Source organism: Undibacterium cyanobacteriorum, from assembly GCF_031326225.1.
In the GTDB taxonomy this organism is placed as follows: Bacteria; Pseudomonadota; Gammaproteobacteria; order Burkholderiales; family Burkholderiaceae_D; genus Undibacterium; species Undibacterium cyanobacteriorum.
This window is the reverse complement of the sequence record NZ_CP133720.1, coordinates 2472032-2494970: the sequence shown is the minus strand read 5'-3', so window position 1 is coordinate 2494970 and position 22939 is coordinate 2472032. Positions and strand designations below refer to the sequence as shown.

Genomic DNA, 22939 nt, shown 5'->3' with positions numbered 1-22939 from the left:
TATGTCAGAAAACCGATTATTACCTTTTGCGTTCGCGCGCGATTTTTCAATTCTGGCGCATCGTCGTGAAGACTTAGAAGGCTTCCCGGTCGAGCTCAAAGTATCTGACCAGACTAAGCCAGCTGCCATTAATGAGGTTGGTCGACGTTACGGCCGCGTCCAGCTACAAGTGTTGGCGCACGAGCAGCTACTGCAGGAGATTGCACGCGCATATGCCGGTTCAGGTGGCGACGCTGCAGACGTCGTTGGTGAAGTTGAGTCTGATATGGACTTGGCGAAGCTGATGCAAGATATGCCTGCCATCGAAGATTTGCTTGAGTCCGCCGACGATGCGCCGGTGATCCGAATGATCAACGCTCTGTTGACACAGGCATTGCGTGAAGGTGCTTCAGATATTCATATCGAACCGTTCGAGCAAATTTCTATTGTGCGTTTCCGTGTTGATGGCGCTTTGCGTGATGTGATTAGACCGAAGAAAGCGATCCATGCGTCTTTGGTCTCGCGTATCAAGATTATGGCGCAGCTCGACATTGCTGAAAAACGTTTGCCGCAAGATGGTCGTATCACTTTGCGCATCGGTGGTAAGCCGGTCGATGTGCGTGTGTCGACCTTGCCGACAGGTCACGGTGAGCGCGCCGTATTGCGTTTGCTCGATAAGGAAGCGGGTAAGCTTGATCTTAGCCATCTAGGTATGAGCGACGATGTGCTCAAACAATTTGATCATCTCATCGCGCAACCGCATGGCATTGTATTGGTAACAGGTCCGACAGGTTCTGGTAAGACTACGACTTTGTATGCCGCTTTGTCGCGTGTCAATTCCGGTACCACCAACATTTTGACGGTGGAAGACCCAATCGAATACGAACTCCCAGGTATTGGGCAAACACAGGTCAATGCCAAGATCGATATGAGTTTTGCAAAGGCCTTGCGCGCTATTCTGCGTCAAGATCCTGATGTCATCATGATTGGTGAAATTCGTGACTTGGAAACGGCGCAAATCGCCGTGCAAGCGTCGTTGACGGGACACTTGGTCTTGGCGACATTGCACACCAACGATTCGGCCGCAGCGGTGACGCGTTTGCTGGATATGGGTATCGAACCATTCCTCTTGTCGTCTTCACTTTTAGGAGTAGTCGCGCAGCGCTTAGTCCGTAAGTTATGCGGTCATTGCAAACAGCATGAGGCAGGGCAGTGGCGTGCGGTGGGCTGTGAGCATTGTGGTCACACAGGTTATCAAGGCCGGGTCGGGGTTTATGAATTGTTATTGACGACGGAAGCTATCTCCGCACAAATTCATCATCAGGCGTCGGAAGCGGAAATCCGTTTGGCCGCGCAGAACGATGGAATGAAAACGATGCGGGAAGACGGTCAGCGTTGGTTGGACTCCGGTGTGACGACGCGAGAAGAACTTCTGCGTGTGACCAAAGAGTAGTGGTTTGTTACGAATCATTTGTTGAATGTTTTTAAGAGAAGATCAAAGTGCCAGCATTTCGTTATGAAGCGATTGACGCGCAAGGTGCCAATAAGAAAGGTGTGATCACCGCTGATTCGGCGCGTGCCGCGCGTTCCGAGCTTCGGGATCTGAAATTGGTGCCGGTGTTGGTAGAACAGATCGCCGCACAGGGTGCGGACGGTAAGGCGCGTCGCGGTATCTTTTCCGACAAAATGTCGACCAACGAGCTCGCCTTATTTACGCGCCAGCTGGCGAGTTTGCTTGAAGCTGGCTTACCGCTCGAACAGTCATTCTCTGCTCTGCTAGATCAAGCAGAGCGCGTTTATATTCGTGACGTGATTGCGTCTGTGCGCTCGGAAATTCTGGCGGGTTCCTCTTTGTCGGACGCCCTCAAACAACATCCCTCAGATTTCGCCGATATTTATGTCGCCCTAGTTGCTTCTGGTGAGCAGATTGGTCAGTTGGCACGTGTTCTGTCTCGTTTAGCTGATTACATCGAACGGCGTAATGCATTGGTTCAAAAAGTGAAGCTCGCGTTCACTTATCCAGCAATCGTGACGGTGGTGGCGTTTTCGATTGTGATTTTCTTGTTGACCTATGTGGTACCACAGATTGTGTCGGTGTTCGCCAACACCAAACAAAAGCTGCCGATGCTGACAGTCATTATGTTGGCGCTCTCGGACTTTGTTCGGAATTACGGTTGGTTGGTCGCGATCGTCGTGATCGCAATGGCATTTGCATGGCGCCAAGCTTTAAAGAATCCTGACATTAAAATGCGTTGGCACACATGGCTTTTAGTTGCGCCCATGTATGGAAAGTTTGAGCGCAGTCTGAATACAGCGCGCTTTTCGAGCACCTTGGCGATTACCACCGGTTCTGGCGTGCCAATTTTGAAAGCACTACAAACCAGCCGAGAAACACTTTCGAATGTCGCGATGCGCGCGCAAGTTGAAGATGCGACGAATAGCGTTCGCGAAGGTGTGAGTCTTGCCAGAGCACTGTCAGCGCATAAACACTTTCCGCCGATGATGATTCATATGATCCGTGCTGGCGAAGTAACTGGCGAGCTGCCGTCGATGCTGGAAAGAGCGGCGGCAGCGCAAGAGCAAGACTTGGAAAGACGAGCATTAACGATGGCAAACGTGCTTGAACCCTTGCTGATTTTGGCGATGGGCGTCGTCGTTTTGTTAATTGTGTTGGCGGTATTGATGCCGATTATTGAGATTAACCAATTGGTTCGCTAAGACCTTATTTGGGTGATGATGGCCTATTCGATCGATTGGATTGTCGGAAGAAGAGTTTAGAGAAAATGAAACGTCTACCGTTATTTGTAAATATTGTGTTGTTTGTTTTGTTGTGTGCTGTGATTGCATTTTGGGGAATGCGGTTTTTCGCTCCGAAACCTCGCCCACAAATTGCGCCAGTGTCTGCAGCAACTTATGAGCCTGGCGTTGGACAGTGGGGTACTTTGTTTGGGCAAGCGCCAGTGGTTGAGGCTGGACCTAGCGCTTATTTGGTCAAGGGTGTAATCGTAGCGCCTAAAGCAAGTGATAGCTCAGCGATTGTGTTTGTTGAAGGCAAACCGACCTTCATTTTGGGTATCGGTAAGGAGCTGAGTCCTGGTGTAGTGCTGCGAGAAGTACACTCCGATCACATCGTTGTGACTGAGTCTGGTGCGCCCCGACGGATAGACGTGCCACCGCAGCCGCCTGTGGCGGCGGGGTTGAATCCAGTTGCACCCGGTACTCCACAAACCATTCTCAAAAAGAATAGCGTGCCGACGACACCACCGCCAATTATGGCGCAACCTGGTGGCTAATCATTAGATGGCCTTTTTCGAAGCCGAGATCGCGCGTGCCGATCCGAGTTGGCGTGCGGCCTTACGAGCTGGACTTGCTGCAATTGAGCGAGACAGTCCAGCTTACTTAGAACAACTAGTTAGTTCTGAGTTTCTTCCTCAAAGCGCGGATATTTTCGCGGCCTTTTCGCTGCCGATTGATAAAGTAAAGTATGTGTTGGTTGGTGAAGGACCTTATCCGCGCCTTGAAAGCGCGAATGGATATTGTTTCATGGATGCCGCAGTGACAAATCTGTGGTCTGAGCAAGAAAATGGTGGCTTGAGCAAGGCTGTCAATCGCGCCACTTCATTGCGTAATTTTATGAAAATGTTGCTGGTCGCCGAGCAGCATATTTCACTTGAAGAGCTCAACCCCAAGTCGATTGCCGATTTTGCGAGTCGAGCAAAGGGATTGAACTCCCCTTATATCCGTACAATGACAGACTTGCAAACGAAGTTCTTAGATGCTGGCTTTTTGTTGCTCAATGCAAGTTTGGTTTTTCGTGAAAGCGTCTCACCTGCAGTCGATGCACGCGCGTGGTTGAGTTTTATGCGCGTAATCGTGACTGTGTTGGCGGAGAACGCGATGCAGCAGGGCGGGAGCAGTAAACCCTATTTCGTTCTGTGGGGGAAAATTGCAGACCGGTGCTTGAGTCTCCCAGAACTCGCTAACGCAAAAGACTTTCGAATAGTGAGAGCGGAGCATCCTTACAATCTTTCCTTTATCGCCAATCCAGAGATGCATTCGTTATTTCGACCTCTTACCTTATTAAATTCGGCTCAACCCTAAGAAGCTGATGGATGTTTCTTTTCATTCGGTCTTGCATATAAAGAACGATGATCTCTCGAAACGATTGTGTCCATACTGCGATTGAATTTGTCTAGACCGTCGGTATTTCTTGGTAGATGAATTTTTGTTGTTTTTGTGCGATGACTCGACAACGTACCTATCCCTTCGATTGTAAAATTTTCCCAAAATCAACAAAAAGTCGACCTCTGTTCATGCGAGGCGAGACACTCTACGGTAGAATTAGGGGGTATTCGTACAGAAAGCTTGGGTTCGCATCACCCTTATTCTGTATGGCGAAATTGCACACTTTAAGGCATTGTTGACTGGCTTTATGATCAAGAAAATCAAATTCGAACAGTTGCGGAAGGGCATGTTTATTCACGAGCTTTGTGCTTCGTGGATTAGTTCACCCTTTTGGCAAAAGTCTTTTTTGATCGAGAATCAAGCGACCATCGAAAAGATTAGGAAAGCAGGTATTCAAGAGGCGTGGATCGACACTGCTAAGGGTTGCGATGTATTGGTGGCAGAAACAAATACATCGGCACCGGTTGAAATCGAAGAACCGGCTGAGGAAGATATTCCTGAACCAAGAGTGCCTTTTGATACGATTGCTCCCATTTCGATGGATGCGGAAATGGGGCGTGCCGCTAAAATCGTTGACAAGTCGAAGACTGCAGTATTTTCGATGTTCAGCGAGGCTCGCATGGGGAAAGCCATCGAAGCCGAGCAAGCAATGCCCCTTGTGGAAGAGATCGCCAACTCTGTGATGCGCAATCCAGGGGCGCTGATTGGACTCGCGCGTTTGAAGACTGCCGACGACTACACTTACATGCACTCAGTTGCTGTTTGCGCCTTGATGATTGCTTTGGCAAGGCAGTTGAAGTTAAGTGATGATGAAACCCGCGAAGCAGGTTTGGCAGGTTTGTTGCACGATATCGGTAAGATGGCGGTTCCTTCCGAGATCTTGAATAAGCCTGGCAAATTGACAGATGAAGAGTTTGTTTCGATTAAAGAGCACCCCGGTGCCGGTTACGAAATGCTGCTGGAGGCAAAAGGAGTTGGCCAAATCGCTCTAGACGTCTGTCTACACCACCATGAAAAAATGGATGGGACTGGATATCCAAAAGGACTCAAGGGCGAGCAAATTAGCCTCTACGCGAAGATGGGGGCAGTGTGTGATGTGTATGATGCGATCACCTCAAATCGCCCTTATAAAGCTGGATGGTGCCCCGCCGAATCACTGAAGAAAATGTCGGAATGGGCCAAAGGTCATTTTGATGAAACCGTGTTTCAGGCTTTTGTTCGAAGCATAGGTATTTATCCGGTTGGTACTCTCGTAAAGTTGCAATCGGGGCGTCTCGGTGTGGTAGTTGAGCAGCAAATGGGTAAATCACTCTTGCTGCCCAAAGTTCGTGCCTTCTTCTCGACCAAGTCAATGGCATATATCTCTCCGGTTCTTTTGGATCTGAGTGCGCCCGGTAATCAGGATAAAATTGTTTCCCGAGAGGATGCCTCTACTTGGGGACTGAAGGAGATTGATCGCTTCTGGCTTGGTGATGCAGCTGGTCATCAAAGCTAAGTCCCGAGACGTCGTTCCTTGACGTTGGTTTAAGCTTCGTCTCGGCACAAAAAAGATGTTGTATCTTCAAAATTCGTGAACTGCATCAGGTACAATGCAGAGCATGAAAATACTCATTAGTAATGACGATGGATATCAAGCGCCGGGCATTCGGGCACTCGCCAATGCACTGCGCGATTTTGCCGATATCACCATTGTAGCTCCTGAAAATAATCGATCCGGTACATCGAACGCATTGACGCTTGATCGCGCTTTGCGTTTGCGACAGGATGAGTCGGGCATCTACTATGTGGACGGAACGCCGACAGATTGTGTGCACGTGGCGTTGACTGCACTGATGAGTTCGCCACCAGACTTGATCGTGTCTGGGATCAATCAAGGGCAAAATATGGGCGACGATACCTTGTATTCAGGTACCGTTGCCGCTGCGACCGAGGGCTTCTTGTTCGGCATTCCGGCCGTCGCTTTTTCTCAAGTCGACAAAGGCTGGGAAGAGCTAGAGGCTGCTGCGCAAATTGCTCGTAAAATCATTTTGAATCACCTTCCTCCATTGTCTCCAGCGTTCTTATTCAATGTGAATATTCCGAATCTATCTGAACATGCTATCAAAGGCATTCAGTGGACTCGTTTGGGGAAGCGTCACATGTCCGAACCGGTAATTCGCGAGGTCGGCGTGGACGGTGGTGAAGTCTACCGCATCGGTCCGCCAGGTGCAGCGCGAGACGCTGGTCCCGGAACCGATTTTCATGCATGCTCGGAGGCCTACGTGTCGATGACTCCGCTGCAAATTGATTTGACGAATTATCAGGTGCTCCAACAAATTCATGCTGGCGAAAAGGGGAATCAATGACTCAACAAGGCCGTCGTTTTCCCTTGAGCCTTTCGTCCGTTGTAGAGGCAGATAAACGCGGAGTGTCGAAAGGCGTGGCCATGCCTCAGACGGCTGTACGAAATGCCGCAAAACATCAACAAGATAATCCTGTACGCCAGAGTTCCATCGGGGTAAAAGCTTCTATACCAGTTTCGACGAAAAGCGATTCGGCAACTAGCGCGCCAAAAGCGGGAAGTGGCATCTTGGTTTCTGAAAAGATTCGACAAGCTATGGTGACTCGCATCGCGCAACAGGGTGTGAAAGATGCGAAAGTTTTGGGCGCAATGGAAGCGATCCCGCGTCATATGTTTATCGAGCCAGGCTTATCAGGTCAAGCCTATGTCGATGCATCTCTACCGATCGGACACCACCAAACGATTTCGCAGCCATATATTGTCGCCCGCATGATAGAGATTTTGCGGAATGGAAAAGATCTGGAGCGCGTCTTGGAAATTGGCACGGGTTGTGGTTACCAAGCGGCCGTACTTTCTTTGGTGGCTAAAGAGGTTTATTCGATTGAGCGCATTAAGGCTTTGCATGAGCTTGCAAAGGAAAACTTGCGCCCCATGCGTATCGCCAATATCCGTCTGCATTATGGAGATGGAATGCTAGGATTGCCACAAGTTGCACCATTTGACGGTATCATATTAGCGGCGGCAGGTATGGAAGTGCCAAAGAGCTTGTTCTTACAGTTGTCGATCGGTGGACGCTTAATTGCTCCAGTCGGCTCACGGAATCAAGTGCTGCAACTTGTTGAGCGGATTGGCAAAGATGAATGGCGAAGTACAACACTGGAACACTGCCATTTTGTGCCATTGCACCAAGGCGTTATTTAGATCATCTTTGATCGAATTGAAATTGCAATGATTGAATGAATTCAGATGAAAATGCAACAGCTTAAACAGATAAAACAGTTCAAGACGGCAATTCGTAATGGGGCGTTGTTAGGTATTGCCTTGTTCATGAGTGCTTGCGTTAGTACGCCGCATCAAGCACCAGTCGTTGAGCGTAGCAATGAAGTTGTAAAAGAAACGCAGCCCACTCAATCGGATGTTAGTGCGACGAAACCGGTCGTTGATAATCGCCCAACCTACACTGTTAAACGTGGTGATACTTTGTTGCGAATTGCTTTCGAATTGGGATTGAATTATCGCGACATCGTGGCTTGGAATAACCTCAGTAATCCTAATGACATCAAGGTTGACCAAGTTCTGTATGTGGCCCCACCGGACGCACAGGGCACCGCGAAGGCGAACCCAGTGGGAAACAATTCGAGTATCGAAGTTCGTAATCTGAATCCGATCAATCCAGCAACCAACAAAACCGCTCCTCGCGGAGATAAGCGAGCATACTCCGAGGCGACGTTGGCTGAGATGCAGAAGAACGAGCAGAATTCGCCATCGCTTGGTGCTCCGGTGAAAAATGAAGTCGCTCCGAAAGTTGCCGAGAAGCCAGCCGATAAGGCTATTGAGTCAATTGATTGGGCGTGGCCAACTGAAGGTAAAGTCGTTGCGACATTTGACGATGTACGAGTCAAAGGCGTACAGATCGCTGGCAAGTCCGGACAAGATATTTACGCATCGGCTTCGGGTAAAGTCATTTATCAAGGAAATGCGATGCGCGGATATGGCAATATCGTAATTATCATGCACGCGAATAATTATTTGACTGCGTATGCCTTCAATAAAGTAAATGTCGTAAAAGAGGGGCAGCCAGTTTCTAAAGGACAGAAAATCGCTGAAATGGGTAATACCGATACCGACAGCGTGAAACTTCACTTTGAAATTCGTCAAGCAGGTAAGCCGATTGACCCTTTGAAGCTGCTACCTCCTAGGTGAATCGCTTCAGAGAAATTCACCAAAAATTAAACAAGCACGTATCCTTGATTTGATCATGACAAATAAATCGAAGCGCGAGTCTTTGGAAGTAAAGGATGAAAACCATCACTACGATCGTCATGAAACCGATGATGGTGATGAAGGTTTGAATGAATCTTCAAGTGATGAGTTCGAGAGCGTTCATGGAGATGAAGTCACAGAAACCTCAGCGGCAGTATTGGCGCCGATCGACGAAATCAAGAATATCTTGGCGGCGGAATTATCGACCGATACGACGCAGCACTACCTGAATCAGATCGGCACGCGCCCCTTGTTTATGGCGGCAGAAGAGTTGCATTATGCGACGTTGGCGAAGCAAGGAGATTTTGCTGCTCGCCAAAAGATGATCGAGCACAATTTGCGTTTGGTGGTGTCGATCGCCAAACACTATATCAATCGTGGTGTGGCTTTGTTGGATATGATCGAGGAAGGCAACCTCGGTTTGATGCACGCCATCGACAAGTTTGAGCCAGAACGTGGCTTCCGTTTTTCGACTTATGCTACTTGGTGGATACGCCAAAGTATTGAACGGGCGATTATGAATCAAGCACGGACGATTCGATTACCAGTCCACGTCGTGCGCGAATTGAATCAGATTCTACGCGCCAAATACCATTTGGAAGCGCAACAACGTGATGGCAAAGATGCCAGTGCAGACGATATCGCACATCTCGTCAGTCGACCACTCGATGAGGTGCAGGATATCTTGGCTTTGTCAGAGCATGCGATGTCCTTGGATACGCCATTGGATGGTGATCCACAGAGTAGTTTGTTGGACATGCTGCCTGGCGATAGTGAGCATGCACCCGATACGCAAGCCGAGCATCATGAAGTGACGGTCTTAGTCCGCGATTGGTTGTCCAAGCTACCGGATAAACAAAGAATTGTGATCATGCGTCGTTTTGGTCTTGATAATGACGATCCTGTGACACTAGAAACTTTGGCTGATGAAATGGGAATCACCCGTGAACGCGTCCGCCAAATTCAGCAAGAAGCTTTGGTAAAGTTGAAACGTAGCTTCATTTCGCGTGGCGTGGGCCGCGATGCCTTGCTGTAATCGCACGCTATTGCGCGGATCTTGAGCTGTATCCACGGTTCTGTATCACTGGTTCTTTATCACGGTATAATGCCGCCTGGTTTTTTCCTTTTAGCTCGCTCGACCTGACAATCTTGTCGGTGAGGCATTCCTCGATGCCATCTTGGCATCGTCTTGTTAATCATGAATACAATTAATATCCGTTCCCTCGATATGGACGCGCGCGGCGTTGGCCATTTGGAAAATGAAGACGGCTCACCTGGAAAAGTAGTCTTTGTCGAAGGTGCGTTGCCCGGCGAAACTGTGGGCTTTAACCCTTACAAGAAGAAAGCGAGCTGGGAAGCCGCTACTTTAGGCCCTATCGTTAAAGAATCCTCGCAACGCATCAAGCCGCGATGCCCGCACTTCGGTGTTTGTGGTGGCTGTTCTATGCAACATCTAGAGCCGAATGCGCAAGTGGCAATGAAGCAGCGCGTGCTAGAAGATAACCTTGGACATATCGGCAAGGTTAAGCCAGAAATGGTGATGCGCCCAATCTATGGGCCGACCTGGGGCTATCGTTATCGCGCGCGTTTATCAGTGCGTAACGTCCATAAAAAAGGCATCGTCTTGGTTGGTTTCCACGAGAAGAAATCACGTTATGTCGCGAATATGGAAACCTGCGATATTTTGCCGGCCCATGTATCGGCGATGTTGATGCCATTGCGTGAATTGATTGCTTCCCTGACGATTATCGAAGCATTGCCGCAAATCGAATTAGCGATTGGTGAAGGTGTGACTGCGATGGTACTGCGTATCATGCAGCCACTCGGACCAGGTGATGCCGAAAAATTGAAAGCCTTTGCAGATCAATTTCAAGTGCAATGGTGGCTGCAGACGGCCGGTCCTGATAGTGCTGAGCCGTATTATCCAGCGCAATCTGACTTGCATTATTTGTTGCCAGAGTTCGGTGTGAAGATGCCTTTCAAACCGACTGATTTTACGCAGGTGAATCATCACATCAATCGCGTATTGGTTGCTCGTGCTCTTGGTTTGCTCGATGTGCAAAAAGGCGAGCGTATTCTTGATTTGTTCTGTGGCTTAGGGAATTTTACTTTGCCGATTGCGACTTTGGCGCGTGAAGTTGTGGGTATCGAAGGTAGCACGGCATTAACTGAGCGTGCGATGGAAAACGCGAAGGCGAATGGTCTCGATCATAAACTATCGTTCGCAACACGCAATTTATTTGAGGCGAAAGCCGAGGACTTCGTTGCGCTTGGAAAGTTTGACCGCTTCCTAGTTGATCCACCGCGCGATGGCGCCATGGCGGTCTGCCAAGCTTTGATCGATTTAGGAAAATTAGCACCAGAACTGCGTCCTAAGCGCATTGTGTACGTATCCTGCAGTCCTGGTACTTTGGCACGCGATGCAGGCATGTTAGTGAATGAAGCTGGCTATGTAATGCGTAAAGCAGGTGTCGTAAATATGTTCCCACATACCTCACATGTGGAATCAATGGCAGTTTTTGATTTACCTTGAAAAAATATATGGTAGTATATGATTCAACAGCCGGCTCTTGTAGCCGGCTTTTTTTTGGGGACTCGCTTTTTGAAGTGGGCGTATTGACAGATTAAGAACTTTTTTTCGATCAATTTCATCGCGATGATCGACGTCCACGCAAGAGATTCCCGTGCTGTACTTGCCAGATCTTACCAAGCAGCAGATACTGAAATGGCAAAATGTGAAATGAGTAGAGAAAATTGGTATTGAAGAGTAGTAGCGAAGAGTAGTAGCGAAGAGTAGTAGCGAAGAGTAGTAAAGAAGTAAAAAGAAAATAAAGGAAAATAAAAAATGGAATATGAAGTAATCGATACTGAAATTGCCCCGGAAGGGCGTCTAGAAGTTTTGTCTAAAGCAGAAGTGGCCCGTTTGTGGGACACCAGTCATAGTGGTTTGTATCAGTTGTTTCGTAACTGCGCATTGGCGGTATTGAATTGTGGTAGCGGCCTGGATGATGGCAAAGAATTGTTAGAGCGTTATAAGAGTTTTGATATCAGCATTATTCAACGTGAACGTGGCATCAAATTGTTTGTGAAGGGCGCACCAGCGAGTGCCTTCGTTGATGGTGTCATGATTAAAGGGATTCAAGAACATTTGTTCGCAGTGTTGCGAGACATTTTGTTTATCGATAGTGAAGTTTTGCAAAACGCAAAAATTGATTTGTCGACGACGGAAGGGATTACTGACGCGGTCTTCCATATTCTGCGCAATGCGAATATTTTGCAGCCACAAATTAATCCGAATTTGGTTGTGTGCTGGGGTGGTCACTCGATCTCTGGTATCGAATACGATTACACCAAAGAAGTTGGTTACCAGTTGGGTTTGCGCGGTATGGATATCTGCACCGGTTGTGGTCCTGGCGCGATGAAAGGCCCAATGAAGGGCGCCACGATTGCGCATGCGAAGCAACGCGTTGGACATGGCCGTTACTTGGGCTTGTCTGAGCCAGGCATTATTGCAGCCGAGGCGCCGAATCCTATCGTCAATGATCTTGTCATCATGCCAGATATCGAAAAGCGTTTAGAGGCCTTCGTTCGAGTGGCTCACTCGATTATCGTATTCCCAGGTGGTGCTGGCACTGCGGAAGAGATTTTGTATCTGCTCGGTATTTTGCTGCACCCAGAGAACGATGAATTGCCTTTCCCTGTCGTGTTTACTGGTCCGTCCAGTGCCGCGGCTTATTTTGAACAGATTGACCAGTTCATCGCTGCCACTTTGGGTGAAAAAGCGCGTTCGAAATATCAGATCATTATCGATGATCCTGTTCAAGTGGCGAAGGTCATGCAAGAGGGCATTAAAGAAGTGCGCGCCTATCGCAAAGCACATGGTGATGCGTACTACTTCAATTGGATGCTAAAAATCGATGAAGAGTTTCAGCGTCCATTCCTGCCAACGCACGAAAACATGCGCTCATTGGCTCTGCATAAGAATCAAGAACCACACTTGTTGGCCGCGAATTTACGCCGAGCCTTCTCGGGCGTAGTTGCCGGCAACGTCAAGGATCAAGGAATTCGTGCGATCGAGAAATATGGTCACTTTGAAATTGTGGGCGATCCAGAAATTATGCATTCGATGGACGCCTTGTTGCATTCCTTCGTCACGCAATCGCGGATGAAGTTACCAGGAAAGGCCTACGTTCCTTGTTATAAAGTCATCAAATAAGCGAATCTTAGACGATCGTTAGGTCATCTTAGGGAAGAGATTGGGGCGAAGTTGCCGACTTTATTGTCACTGTTGGTGAAACAAACTTCGCCAAATTCGTGCCTAGCTCTTCTCGAAACACGGTCTTTCCCCCGGAGTTGTCACATATTTGTTGCATAGATCAAAAAAGACAAATATTTCAGATGGGAAAGTAGTGTTTCCTGGAAAAAAAGTAGCATAATAAAGATAAATAGCTTTATCTATGCAACTCGGTGCAGATGGGGCTTGTAAGTTCTTCCTTGACCGTCTCACTAACCTATAAGGATGATGAACATGAGTACTGTACAACACGAAGTTGATGAACGTACCAATTTGATTTCCTCGAATAAGTTCGAGTTATTGTTGTTCAGACTTGGCGTTGATACCGTGAATGAGCGTTCTGAGCTGTTCGGGATTAATGTTTTCAAGGTACGGGAGATTGTGGCTATGCCGGAAATTACGGCGGTCGCTGGTGCTTTGCCCCACAACTTGGGGGTGGTGAATCTGCGTGGTCAAATTATTCCAGTGATTGATTTGCCATCGGTGGTCGGGCGCACACCGAAATCTGGTTTAAACATCATGCTGGTGACTGAGTTTGCTCGGTCTACTCAAGGCTTCGCGGTGGAGTCGGTTGAAGAAATTGTCCGTCTCGATTGGAGCCATGTTCTCTCAGCGGAATCAAGCGCTGCTGGTGGTTTAGTTACGAGTATCGCACGTCTTGATGGTGATGCCGAAGACACCCGTTTGGCGCAGGTCTTGGACGTCGAGCAAATCTTGCGTCAGATTGCACCGAAGGGCAATAAGGACGTCGATTCTGAGACAATTGGCGCGAAATTGAAAATGAAGCCTGGTTCAGTGATTATGGCTGCAGATGATTCAGCGGTTGCCCGCGGATTGATTGGGCAAGCCTTGGATGCCATTGGCGCACCTTACATCATGTCGAAAACCGGCAAGGAATGCTGGGATAAGTTGCAAGTAATGCAGGCGGGAGCTGTTGCAGAAGGTAAGGATCTACGCGATAAAGTGGCACTGGTGCTGACGGATCTCGAGATGCCTGAGATGGATGGATTTACCCTTACACGCAATATCAAGCAAGATGATCGTTTTAAAGGTTTGCCTGTGATTATTCATTCCTCACTCTCTGGTACGACAAACGAAGATCACGTTCGCAGTGTTGGGGCTGACGCTTACGTCGCAAAGTTTGTGGCGGAGGAATTAGCTGCGACGATTCGCGAGGTGATTGCTAACTGAGTGTAAGTTTCGTCACGAAACAAAAAACAAAAGGCGCCTTTTTGGCGCCTTTGTCTTATATTGCCGTTTGATTTTTTGGTTGAGCCGCTAGACTTTTTCCATCTCTTCGCTGTCAAGTCCGATAACGTGGCTTTGCAATTGGCCGCGCTCATTGTGCCATTCGCGCTCCACACAGGCCGCACCATCCTCAATGGCAATGACTTTAAAGAAGTTGCCGATCATCGATTCGATTAAGATTCTCTCATCAGCTGGAAACTGCTTAATAAACCCAGGGGCAAGGGTGATTACGCGAACAATGTCGCCGACTTGGACGGTTTGGTTTTTGCAGTCAAGGGTAGTGTTCATCATTGTGCCTTACTTGTTAGTGACTGATTATCTTCTGAAAGCTATTTCATATCCCTTTTCGTATCCTTCTCTCGGCCTATTAAATAGAGGCCTAAGCAAATCAAAGAGAATGGAATCAATGAGAGCCAGTCGGATTTCGCGCCCTCGAAAAATGGATTGTTGGTGCTCGCCCACGTTGTGATAGTACGGTCGAAATCCGTCATGATTCCCGCACTAAAGGCAATCACAATGCCCGCTAACGCGCCACCCGCAATATAGCCAGACGAGAGTAAGACGCCATTGCTGCGGTCACCAGCTGCTTGCATTTGTTCCTCGTCAAGACCTTTGTATTGACTTAATTTTGCATTCCTTCTGTCAACAAACCAACGCACCATGCCGCCAATAAAAAGAGGGGCTGATGATGCGAGCGGCAGATACACACCGACTGCGAACGCGAGTGATGGGATGCCTGACATTTCGAGGGTGATCGCGATAATTACGCCAAATAAAACCAAGCCCCAAGGTAATTCCGCATCGAGAATGCCTTTAATGATGTATGAAATCAGCACGGCTTTGGGGGCATCATACTTTTTGACTTCTGAGCCATCTGGTCGCTTGTTATGTGTGCCATTGATGCCGGGATCTACTAAATACACTGCAGTGCCTTGTGGATCAACTAGGTATTTCCCTGCTGGTGCGTCTTTATTATCTGCCTTATGCCAGACAAGGTAAGTATTTTTATCTTGCTCGCCTTGAGGCCCGATCAGATTTGTTTTTTCTTTGAGTGAGTTGGTGTTGGTTTGCAGTCCAGGTGCAACTTCTGCGATCGGTACGTAGACAGTACTCGAATCGTTGAGTTTCAGCAGGATGGGGCCGAGTAACAAAGCAGAGCAGAAGGCACCAATGAGAATGGCATATTGTTGGTATTTGGGAGTTGATCCAACTAAGTGACCTGTTTTTAAATCTTGTGAAGTGCAACCGGCGACGCTTGATGCAATACAGACGATGGCACCGACCGATAACGCAGTCACATAATATTGACCACCGACCCATCCCATGAGTAGGAAGATGAGGCAGGTGAACAGTAATGTTGCGACCGTCATACCTGAGATTGGATTTGAAGACTGTCCAATTTGGCCAGTCAGCTGTGATGAAACCGTTGCGAACAAAAAGCCAAAGACAAGAATCAAAAGCGCTCCGAGGACATTCATGTGTAAAGGTGTGGCGATGGTAATCATCGCAACAATGCCCAAGGAACCGATTACCACCCATTTCATGCTCAGACTTTGTTCCGTGCGACGAATCTCATGCTTGGTTTCAGTGCTTATATTTTTTTCGGTCAAGCCGCTGATGCCGCTCGAAAGACTGCGCCAAATCAAAGGCATTGCTCGCATCAAACTGATCAAACCGCCTGCAGCAACGGCTCCCGCACCAATGTAGAGAACATAAGCCCCACGGATTTCATTGGGACTCATGGCGTTGATGAGCTTTGTGCCCGGTGCTAATGGGACTAGCAAACCATCACCGAAAAATTTGATCATCGGGATTAACAGCAAATAGGATAGGACGCCACCCGCGGCCATGATAGCCGCTATGCGTGGGCCAATGATGTAACCAACACCAAGTAGTTCGGGTGAAATCTCCGATCCGATCGAACCACCTTTTAGAGGCGCAGAAAAGACGAAGTCGACGGTGTCTTTCCAGCCTTTCAACGCGATGTTGCATACCTTGTAGACCAAGCCGACGATAAATCCACCAAAAATAATTGTCGCACGTCGACTTGCATCTGCTTGCGCATTAGGGTTGCTCGATTCCCCAGCCGCAGCGCGTGAAGCGTCGTCCGCGGCCGCTTTAAGCACTTCGGCACAGGCGGTACCTTCTGGATATTTTAGTTCGTGATGCTTCTCCACAATCATGGTGCGGCGCATCGGGATCATCAACAAGATGCCAAGCAATCCACCGAGCACCGCGACCAACATGACGCGAAAGATTTCAAGATCAAACCCTAAAATCAAGATCGCGGGCATGGTTACGCCCAAACCAAATGCAAGGGATTCGCCAGCCGATCCTGCCGTCTGTGCGATGCTATTTTCAAGAATGCTTGAATCGCGAGTGCCGAATTTATGACCGAGCCTGAATAAGGTAATGGCGATGACTGCGACGGGGATTGATGCACTCACTGTAAGGCCAACTTTGAGCACCAAATAGAGCGATGAGGCGCCAAAAATCATACCCAGTATCGTACCCATCAAGAGCGAGCGCAGCGTGAATTCAGGCAAATTTGCTTGATCTGGGATATAGGGGCGGAATGGCGTGGTGGTGCCCTGCGACATAATAAACCTCGGTAGAGTCTCGTTATAGATTTTATGTATTCGATGATCGGATATGTCGTGCACTTAAGATCAGTTTGACTTCGTACAACAAAGTTGAGCGACATCACTCAATTCAGTTGGAGTACTCAAACCTCGTATCTCAACACAGATCTAGCATCATGGAATGGCTGGCATTATGGCGGGTTTATGTGGTGAAGTGCAAATTTTGTATGTGTCTGGCAAGATCTTTGTTTGTATTGCCACAGTTCGCTTTCAGTGCGCACTTGCTTTCGGTAAGCTTTTAATTCCTTGAATAGTCTGATTGCGCCAGGCGAGCACACCGACCACCAGCACGGATATCGCGGAAAATGCAAGTGACTCACGCAAACCATAATGTTCACCAAGCCAACCTCCGAGCAAAGCGCCTGGCCCAGCAGGAATCAAGATCAGCCAACGCATGGTGCTCGTCATACGACCTAGAAGATGTTCCGGCGTGACACTTTGGCGTAAGGCAAGAAAATTAATAAAGATAAATACACCACCAGTGGCGAGACAAAATAACATCAAAGCAAACGCCGCGATACCCCAATAGTTTGCGGGGGCGAGTGCTAATACCGACCATCCAAATCCGCAGATAAAAATGCCGAGGGTAAGGCAGTAGCCTGGCCCCTTGGTTTGACTGATTTTGTTACCAACAGCACTCGCGAAAATGGTTCCGACGCCCATCGCCACATAACTGAGACCGACCGCATGTTCGGAAAGTCCGAGCGTGCGAGTAGCAAACAAAATTTGAACGACCAACGCGGCGTTGTAGGAAATCTGCCAACCGCCGACGATCAAGGCGAGATTCACAAGAATTCGGTTGTTCTTAACGAAGCTCAGTCCTGCTCGCAGGTCGCGCCAAAAGTGGGATTCGGTAGTCGGAGCGATGGTTTCATTAATGGTGATTTTTCTCAAGATCGTAGCGGATGTGATCAGTAAAACCGCATCGGCGATCAATGCTAAAGGTGCTCCAAGCAATTTGATAATCGCGCCAGCGGTTGCTGGTCCAGCAACTTCGGCACCTGAGCTGGCTAAGGCGTTCTTGGCATGGGCTTCGATCAATCGCTCACGCGGGACAATCTGAGTGAGCACAATTTGTGCCGCCGTACCGGCCGTCGTGTTCACGGCACCGATGATGAAGCCCACTACGTACAGCCAGTAAATATGCAAGGAGTTGAGCCACCAAGCCACCGGGACACTGGCAACCGCTAGTGCAATGGCAACTTCACCGACAACGTAAACTGGTAATTTGCGAATTCGGTCTAGCCATACACCTGCAGGCAAGGACAGCAATACGTAAGGGATGAGTTCGAAAAAAGCAAGCAGCCCCATTTGCGTCGGCGTCGCATGGAGAAGCACCGCAGCGGTCAAGGGTAAGGCTAAAAGTGTGATTTGGGCGCCAAAGGTGCTAATCAGGATCGAAAGCCACAGACGTCGGTAAACCGGATCGCGCAGAAGATCATTTTCACTCAAGTAGTTATTCACGCTGACGGCGCGACGAAGGGATTGAAGGCTCTTACTGATCATGCAAGCAATGATTCGAGGAATTTTGTAACGCTTACTAAGTTTTGCAACGACTGGCGCTGCAGAGGAATACGCGAGTAAAGTTGGTCACCAAGGTGGCAGCGCACGTTTTGCTTGATGATATCGAGAGCTCGTATTTTACTCGATGTGGTGAAATCTGTATTTTCTCTAAACGGCATGGGAGGAGAAGCTAACTGGACTCTGCGATAGGCTTTACAATGCTGAGTAATTCCTATTCGTCAGCAATCAGAATTTTTATAGCGGGACAACATGTTTCGAAAACCATTAGTCGTACTTGATTTTGAAACCTCAGGCATGAGTCCAGAACATGGTGGGCGGGTCACGGAAGTCGCTGCGATACGCATCGAGGGCGATCAACTCACCGAGCGTTTTGTGTCCTTGGTCAACGCTGACGTCACTATTCCGAGTTTTATCACTCAGTTGACGGGAATTACACAAGCGATGGTAGATCAAGCTCCCAGTGTGGATGAGGTGATTCCAAAGTTGATTGAGTTTATTGGCGAGGATTATTTGGTGGCCCATAACGCGAGTTTTGATGAGAAGTTTTTATTCGCTGAAGCCCAATTGTGTCAGCAGTTACCGCGTCACCGTGGAACGATTTGTTCTGTGAAATTAGCGCGGCGCTTGCGTCCCGGTTTTGAAAGCTACTCACTTGGGCCGCTCGCTTTACGGCTAGGGATTAAGTTTTCTGGACGTGCCCATCGAGCAGAGGCGGATGCGGAAGTGACGGCGCATTTAATGCTCAATTTGGGGCAGCATTTGATACGAAGTCATTCTCTTCAAAATGCGCAGATCGATGCGATCGATCCAGAACTTTTAGTGCAGGTCACACGCTTGAAGGCAACGAAGGTCCCCACTTATATTGCGTCTTGGTGTACTGAGTCTGTAGTCGCAGCGGCTACTCTTCACAATTCAAATACCGGAAAAAATAAAGTTCAAATCGCAGAACCGAAAGAACAAGGAAAGCAATTCATGAATCATCACGATCATTCAAAACACGAGCCGGTCAATGTGCCCGCGCCGAAACCAATCCGTTTTCGCCATTACAAAGGTGGCATTTATGAACTCGTTGGTGAGGCGACGCAAGAGTCTGATTTGAGCCCTGTCATCGTATACCGTTCGCACGATGGCAGTATGTGGACCAGACCGCGCGCAGTTTTTTTTGAGATGTTGAATATCGATGGTCGGCAAGTCCAACGTTTCACGCAAATAGAGGAATGATGGAATCGGTCGATTTAGAGGTTTTGCGTACCTGTGCCACTTGGCTGGAACAAGGAAAACGATGTGAGCTCGTTACCGTGGTAAAAACTTGGGGTTCAAGTCCGCGTCCAGAAGGTTCAATGTTGGCGCTCGGTGAGGGTGGCTTGGTGGTCGGTTCGATCTCTGGTGGATGCATCGAGGATGATTTGATCGCACAAGTCCAAGAGCATGGGTTTCGACGTCAAGTGCCGGAACTCCTGACCTATGGCGTGAGCGCTGATCAGGCACATCGCTTTGGCTTGCCTTGCGGCGGAACGATCCAGTTGTTGATCGAACCGCTGAGTGAACGCAGTCGTATCGCAGACCTGCTCTTCATGTTGCGTGAACATCGTCTAGTGCAGCGAAGTTTGGAGTTGGCGAATGGCGCTGTGAGTCTGATACAGGTTGCCCGAGATCGTGGCCTGAGCTTATCGGATACGCATCTCAACACGGCACATGGCCCACGTTGGCGTTTGTTGGTGATTGGCGCAGGCCAGATGTCGCGCTTTTTAGCGAGTATCGCTGTCGGATTGGATTTCGAAGTGACGGTGTGCGACCCGCGTGAGGAGTATCACGAAACTTGGCCCCTTGATGGGGTGAGATTGTCCCGAGAAATGCCGGATGACATCGTGATGTCGATGCAGTTAGATCAACGTAGTGCGGTGGTGGCATTGACCCATGATCCTAAGCTAGATGATTTGGCCATAATGGAGGCACTCAAGTCAGAAGCGTTTTTTGTTGGAGCGATCGGTTCGCGCATCAATAATGCAAAACGGCGTGAACGGCTTGCATTGTTTGATCTGAATGAAGAACAAATTTCTCGTTTGAAGGGGCCAGTGGGGATTTACATTGGCAGTAAAACGCCTCCTGAAATTGCGGTCTCTATCATGGCGGAAATTATCGCCGTCAAGAACGGGGTAAAGATTCCAAAGGAAATCGAAGTCGGATTCGTAAAAGAGCAAGAGAAGGGGAGTAATGGTTCGAGCTAAGTCGCCAAATGAGTCGTTTTGCCCCGATTCGCCCTGTTTTCGTGCGCTTTTACGTGCTCTAATGCTCTAAAACTTCGCATACTTTCAATGTTTTCGCGTAAAATTTCACGCTATGAAAGACTTTCCAACTAGGATAAGAAATGAGTATTAAGTCGGATAAATGGATACGGCGGATGGCCGAAGAGCATGGCATGATTGAACCGTATGAGCCGGGTCAAATACGTCAGGCGAATGGTCAGAAAATCGTTAGTTATGGGACTTCATCGTACGGATACGATATTCGATGTGCTGATGAGTTCAAAATTTTCACCAATATCAACAGCACCATCGTGGATCCGAAGAATTTCGATGAAAAATCATTCGTCGATTTCAAAGGCGACGTGTGTATTATTCCTCCTAATTCGTTCGCCCTTGCACGTACCGTCGAATATTTCCGTATTCCACGTAGTGTATTGACGATTTGTTTGGGTAAGTCGACTTACGCACGTTGCGGCATTATCGTGAATGTGACGCCGTTTGAACCCGAATGGGAAGGCTACGTCACCTTGGAGTTTTCGAATACCACACCGTTGCCAGCGAAGATTTATGCAGGCGAGGGCTGCGCACAAGTCCTCTTCTTCGAAGGCGATGAATTGTGTGAAACGTCTTACAAAGATCGTGGCGGTAAATATCAAGGGCAGGTTGGCGTGACGCTTCCGAAAACCTAATCAGTTTCCTAGGTCGAAAAATAAAAAACCTCAAATTTATTTTGAGGTTTTTTTTCGTCAACGAATGAAGTTTTGTGGAAACACCTGCCTTGCTGCGTCCTCATACCAGTACTTGGCGATCATCAAATGCTTTCGACCAATGTAAGATCTCTACAGATAGGCGTAGATCTGCAATCCAAAACGGATCACTCTCGATCAGCGCCATCAATTCTTCCTTGCATTGAGCTTGCGCAATCCATAAGCCTCCAACAGGTGATTGCTCGGGACTGACGCGGAGAGAGCCTCCGACCAGAATGGATTCCTTATGTTGATCTAACCATGCCAGGTGGGATGGTAAAAGAGCCTTTCGAATCTCTTGTGTTTCTGGTTTATCGTGAAATCTGATGACGAATAACATGGGCGACGGATGATCCTTATGGCGCCTAAATGAATCCGAGATTGCGAGTCGCAAAATTGCCAATGTTTGGAAACACGTCACTGATTTGTGTCGGAGTCAGTCCAAACCAGGTCGCCAATGTCGCGCCATACTGATCAACCGAAAATTGTGGTAGCAGACTGCCAGAGCCAACGTCTTCGGCGTGTTTTAATCCCGTGACCGGGAACGTGCCATAAATATTGCCGCCTTTGACAGCTCCGCCAACAATAAAGTGGTGTGAGCCCCAACCATGATCTGTGCCATCTCCGTTGCTGGTGAAAGTGCGACCGAAATCGGACGCGGTGAATAAGGTGACTTGATTGCGTAAGTCAGTTCCCATCAAATTTCCCATTACGCCATCGAAATAATTGATTGCATGAGATAGGCGGGCTAACAAATCTGCCTGCGCAGTTTTTTGGAAATCATGTGTATCGAAACCACCCATACTGACGAAAAATACTTGGCGTTTTGCGCCAAGCGCGTTTCGACCCGCGATGATTCTTGCTACCGTTTGTAATTGAGTGGCAAGTGCGTTATTTGCGAGGGCACCAGTGTTAGGATTGGTGTATTGGCCAGGGTTTGGAACACCGTTGGGGCCTGCGACCGCCATTGACGGTCCCAAAAGCGCTTGTGCGTTGATTGCTCGATTTGTGACAGCCGCGTGTTCCTTTTGAAAGTAGTTAGCCGTGTCGCCCGTGATCACCGAACGTAAAGTACTTCCAGCGGTAGATGATCCATACAGGGTGCCAGAAAGGCCTGTTATTGGTGTTGCTCCAGATGCGCTGACTTGATACTGAATGATGTTGCGGCCGGATAAAAATACAGCATTACCGGACGTGGAAATCGCCGTAAAAATAGGATTACTATTATTAGCAGCTAATAAGTCCCCCATGCGGCCACCCCAACCATACGAAGCACCTTCTGGCGCGTAGGCTTGCCATAGACTTTGTTGGTCATTGTGCGAAAAAAGTTTGGGCGGCAGTGGAACTGTTGCCTTTTGATATTGCGTGAGCGTGGTTGGCACAATCAGTGGGCCAACGTTGGCAATAATTGCCGCGCGCTTGTTGTCGAAGAGTGTTTTTAGATCCGTCAAGCTAGGGTGTAGTCCAAAGCTTCGACCGACTTGTGGGGTGCTTGGTGTAATTGGAAGCACGCCTCCATTGGTGCCAACCGCGGGCAATGCTATCGAACCCGCTTCAGCAGTGGTCCGTACGGTCGTGTATTGGGTCCATGAAGTCGTATCGGTGGCGAGCACCGTGTTAGCGTGATCGTTAGCGCCGTACATAAAGAGACAGACGATCGCCTTGTAATCACTGACGTTGCCCTGCGCCGCAGCACTTCCCATGGTGGCCAAATTGAGTGCAAATGGCGTTGCCACGCCCAAGGCGCTCGCTGATCCGAGCATACTGGAGAGCCGTAAAAATTCGCGTCGCGATACATTGAGTTTGCTCAT

The 22939-nt window shown here is 48.6% G+C and carries 20 protein-coding genes; 15 read left to right on the top strand and 5 right to left on the bottom strand.

Annotation, left to right across the window (positions count from 1 at the left end):
- Position 1 precedes the first annotated feature (1 nt).
- The 12 genes from gspE (at position 2) to RF679_RS10435 (ending at position 13913) form a co-directional block, all read left to right on the top strand.
- On the top strand, positions 2–1432 hold the full coding sequence (gene gspE / locus RF679_RS10490; protein ID WP_309480590.1) for a type II secretion system ATPase GspE: 1431 nt from the start codon (positions 2–4) through the stop codon (positions 1430–1432).
- Between the two features lie 47 nt (positions 1433–1479).
- Positions 1480–2697, top strand: a complete 1218-nt coding sequence (gene gspF / locus RF679_RS10485) for a type II secretion system inner membrane protein GspF (RefSeq protein WP_309480589.1) — start codon at positions 1480–1482, stop codon at positions 2695–2697.
- A gap of 65 nt (positions 2698–2762) precedes the next feature.
- Positions 2763–3272, top strand: coding sequence for a type II secretion system protein N (locus RF679_RS10480; RefSeq protein ID WP_309480588.1), 510 nt, complete (start codon positions 2763–2765; stop codon positions 3270–3272).
- A gap of 7 nt (positions 3273–3279) precedes the next feature.
- The gene (locus tag RF679_RS10475) at positions 3280–4080 is read left to right on the top strand and encodes a uracil-DNA glycosylase (RefSeq protein WP_309480587.1); all 801 of its coding nucleotides are present in this window, start codon (positions 3280–3282) and stop codon (positions 4078–4080) included.
- Positions 4081–4411: 331 nt separating this feature from the next.
- On the top strand, positions 4412–5659 hold the full coding sequence (locus RF679_RS10470; protein ID WP_309480586.1) for an HD-GYP domain-containing protein: 1248 nt from the start codon (positions 4412–4414) through the stop codon (positions 5657–5659).
- A gap of 103 nt (positions 5660–5762) precedes the next feature.
- Positions 5763–6509: a 5'/3'-nucleotidase SurE gene (gene surE, locus RF679_RS10465; protein WP_309480585.1), complete on the top strand. Its 747-nt coding sequence runs from the start codon at positions 5763–5765 to the stop codon at positions 6507–6509.
- Positions 6506–7366 (top strand): protein-L-isoaspartate(D-aspartate) O-methyltransferase, encoded by an 861-nt coding sequence (locus tag RF679_RS10460; RefSeq protein WP_309480584.1) that lies wholly within the window; start codon positions 6506–6508, stop codon positions 7364–7366. The genes surE and RF679_RS10460 overlap by 4 nt, the downstream gene beginning before the upstream one ends.
- A gap of 51 nt (positions 7367–7417) precedes the next feature.
- Positions 7418–8368 (top strand): peptidoglycan DD-metalloendopeptidase family protein, encoded by a 951-nt coding sequence (locus tag RF679_RS10455; RefSeq protein WP_373921770.1) that lies wholly within the window; start codon positions 7418–7420, stop codon positions 8366–8368.
- Between the two features lie 55 nt (positions 8369–8423).
- Positions 8424–9464 carry an RNA polymerase sigma factor RpoS gene (gene rpoS / locus RF679_RS10450; RefSeq protein WP_309480582.1) on the top strand — a complete coding sequence of 347 codons (1041 nt, stop codon included), beginning with the start codon at positions 8424–8426 and terminating at the stop codon, positions 9462–9464.
- A 162-nt stretch (positions 9465–9626) separates the two neighbouring features.
- Positions 9627–10961, top strand: coding sequence for a 23S rRNA (uracil(1939)-C(5))-methyltransferase RlmD (gene rlmD, locus RF679_RS10445; protein ID WP_309480581.1), 1335 nt, complete (start codon positions 9627–9629; stop codon positions 10959–10961).
- A 312-nt stretch (positions 10962–11273) separates the two neighbouring features.
- Positions 11274–12644 carry a nucleotide 5'-monophosphate nucleosidase PpnN gene (ppnN, locus tag RF679_RS10440; protein ID WP_309480580.1) on the top strand — a complete coding sequence of 457 codons (1371 nt, stop codon included), beginning with the start codon at positions 11274–11276 and terminating at the stop codon, positions 12642–12644.
- Between the two features lie 312 nt (positions 12645–12956).
- Positions 12957–13913 carry a chemotaxis protein gene (locus RF679_RS10435; protein WP_309480579.1) on the top strand — a complete coding sequence of 319 codons (957 nt, stop codon included), beginning with the start codon at positions 12957–12959 and terminating at the stop codon, positions 13911–13913.
- An 87-nt stretch (positions 13914–14000) separates the two neighbouring features.
- On the opposite strand, the gene RF679_RS10430 is transcribed toward RF679_RS10435, so the two are convergent.
- From RF679_RS10430 to RF679_RS10420, 3 genes are all read right to left on the bottom strand, one after another.
- Positions 14001–14261 carry a hypothetical protein gene (locus tag RF679_RS10430; protein ID WP_309480578.1) on the bottom strand — a complete coding sequence of 87 codons (261 nt, stop codon included), beginning with the start codon at positions 14259–14261 and terminating at the stop codon, positions 14001–14003.
- Positions 14262–14299: 38 nt separating this feature from the next.
- A complete protein-coding gene (locus RF679_RS10425) occupies positions 14300–16570 on the bottom strand; it encodes an OPT family oligopeptide transporter (protein WP_309480577.1) in 2271 nt (756 codons plus the stop codon).
- A gap of 252 nt (positions 16571–16822) precedes the next feature.
- Entirely contained in the window at positions 16823–18118 is a 1296-nt protein-coding gene (locus tag RF679_RS10420; protein ID WP_309480576.1) for an MFS transporter, read from the bottom strand.
- Between the two features lie 267 nt (positions 18119–18385).
- On the opposite strand from RF679_RS10420, the gene RF679_RS10415 reads away from it, so the two are divergent.
- The 3 genes from RF679_RS10415 to dcd all read left to right on the top strand — a co-directional run bounded on the left by RF679_RS10415 (position 18386) and on the right by dcd (position 21071).
- Positions 18386–19357: a DUF1653 domain-containing protein gene (locus tag RF679_RS10415; protein WP_309480575.1), complete on the top strand. Its 972-nt coding sequence runs from the start codon at positions 18386–18388 to the stop codon at positions 19355–19357.
- Complete coding sequence (locus RF679_RS10410; protein WP_309484005.1) at positions 19357–20364, top strand: XdhC family protein; 1008 nt, start codon at positions 19357–19359, stop codon at positions 20362–20364. Before RF679_RS10415 ends, RF679_RS10410 begins: the two co-directional genes overlap by 1 nt.
- 140 nt (positions 20365–20504) lie before the next feature.
- On the top strand, positions 20505–21071 hold the full coding sequence (gene dcd / locus RF679_RS10405; protein ID WP_309480574.1) for a dCTP deaminase: 567 nt from the start codon (positions 20505–20507) through the stop codon (positions 21069–21071).
- 100 nt (positions 21072–21171) lie between these two features.
- On the opposite strand, the gene RF679_RS10400 is transcribed toward dcd, so the two are convergent.
- Positions 21172–21468, bottom strand: coding sequence for a YciI family protein (locus RF679_RS10400; protein ID WP_309480573.1), 297 nt, complete (start codon positions 21466–21468; stop codon positions 21172–21174).
- A 25-nt stretch (positions 21469–21493) separates the two neighbouring features.
- Positions 21494–22939: a DUF1501 domain-containing protein gene (locus RF679_RS10395; protein ID WP_309480572.1), complete on the bottom strand. Its 1446-nt coding sequence runs from the start codon at positions 22937–22939 to the stop codon at positions 21494–21496.

What these genes read in the sequence shown, in the direction of transcription:
- gspE (WP_309480590.1), top strand. Translation starts at nt 2, where the DNA reads ATGTCAGAAAACCGATTATTACCTTTTGCGTTCGCGCGCGATTTTTCA.
- RF679_RS10480 (WP_309480588.1), top strand. Translation starts at nt 2,763, where the DNA reads ATGAAACGTCTACCGTTATTTGTAAATATTGTGTTGTTTGTTTTGTTG.
- RF679_RS10475 (WP_309480587.1), top strand. Translation starts at nt 3,280, where the DNA reads ATGGCCTTTTTCGAAGCCGAGATCGCGCGTGCCGATCCGAGTTGGCGT.
- RF679_RS10470 (WP_309480586.1), top strand. Translation starts at nt 4,412, where the DNA reads ATGATCAAGAAAATCAAATTCGAACAGTTGCGGAAGGGCATGTTTATT.
- surE (WP_309480585.1), top strand. Translation starts at nt 5,763, where the DNA reads ATGAAAATACTCATTAGTAATGACGATGGATATCAAGCGCCGGGCATT.
- RF679_RS10460 (WP_309480584.1), top strand. Translation starts at nt 6,506, where the DNA reads ATGACTCAACAAGGCCGTCGTTTTCCCTTGAGCCTTTCGTCCGTTGTA.
- RF679_RS10455 (WP_373921770.1), top strand. Translation starts at nt 7,418, where the DNA reads ATGCAACAGCTTAAACAGATAAAACAGTTCAAGACGGCAATTCGTAAT.
- rpoS (WP_309480582.1), top strand. Translation starts at nt 8,424, where the DNA reads ATGACAAATAAATCGAAGCGCGAGTCTTTGGAAGTAAAGGATGAAAAC.
- rlmD (WP_309480581.1), top strand. Translation starts at nt 9,627, where the DNA reads ATGAATACAATTAATATCCGTTCCCTCGATATGGACGCGCGCGGCGTT.
- ppnN (WP_309480580.1), top strand. Translation starts at nt 11,274, where the DNA reads ATGGAATATGAAGTAATCGATACTGAAATTGCCCCGGAAGGGCGTCTA.
- RF679_RS10435 (WP_309480579.1), top strand. Translation starts at nt 12,957, where the DNA reads ATGAGTACTGTACAACACGAAGTTGATGAACGTACCAATTTGATTTCC.
- RF679_RS10430 (WP_309480578.1), bottom strand. Translation starts at nt 14,261, where the DNA reads ATGATGAACACTACCCTTGACTGCAAAAACCAAACCGTCCAAGTCGGC.
- RF679_RS10425 (WP_309480577.1), bottom strand. Translation starts at nt 16,570, where the DNA reads ATGTCGCAGGGCACCACCACGCCATTCCGCCCCTATATCCCAGATCAA.
- RF679_RS10420 (WP_309480576.1), bottom strand. Translation starts at nt 18,118, where the DNA reads ATGATCAGTAAGAGCCTTCAATCCCTTCGTCGCGCCGTCAGCGTGAAT.
- RF679_RS10415 (WP_309480575.1), top strand. Translation starts at nt 18,386, where the DNA reads ATGTTTCGAAAACCATTAGTCGTACTTGATTTTGAAACCTCAGGCATG.
- RF679_RS10410 (WP_309484005.1), top strand. Translation starts at nt 19,357, where the DNA reads ATGGAATCGGTCGATTTAGAGGTTTTGCGTACCTGTGCCACTTGGCTG.
- dcd (WP_309480574.1), top strand. Translation starts at nt 20,505, where the DNA reads ATGAGTATTAAGTCGGATAAATGGATACGGCGGATGGCCGAAGAGCAT.
- RF679_RS10400 (WP_309480573.1), bottom strand. Translation starts at nt 21,468, where the DNA reads ATGTTATTCGTCATCAGATTTCACGATAAACCAGAAACACAAGAGATT.
- RF679_RS10395 (WP_309480572.1), bottom strand. Translation starts at nt 22,939, where the DNA reads ATGAGCAAACTCAATGTATCGCGACGCGAATTTTTACGGCTCTCCAGT.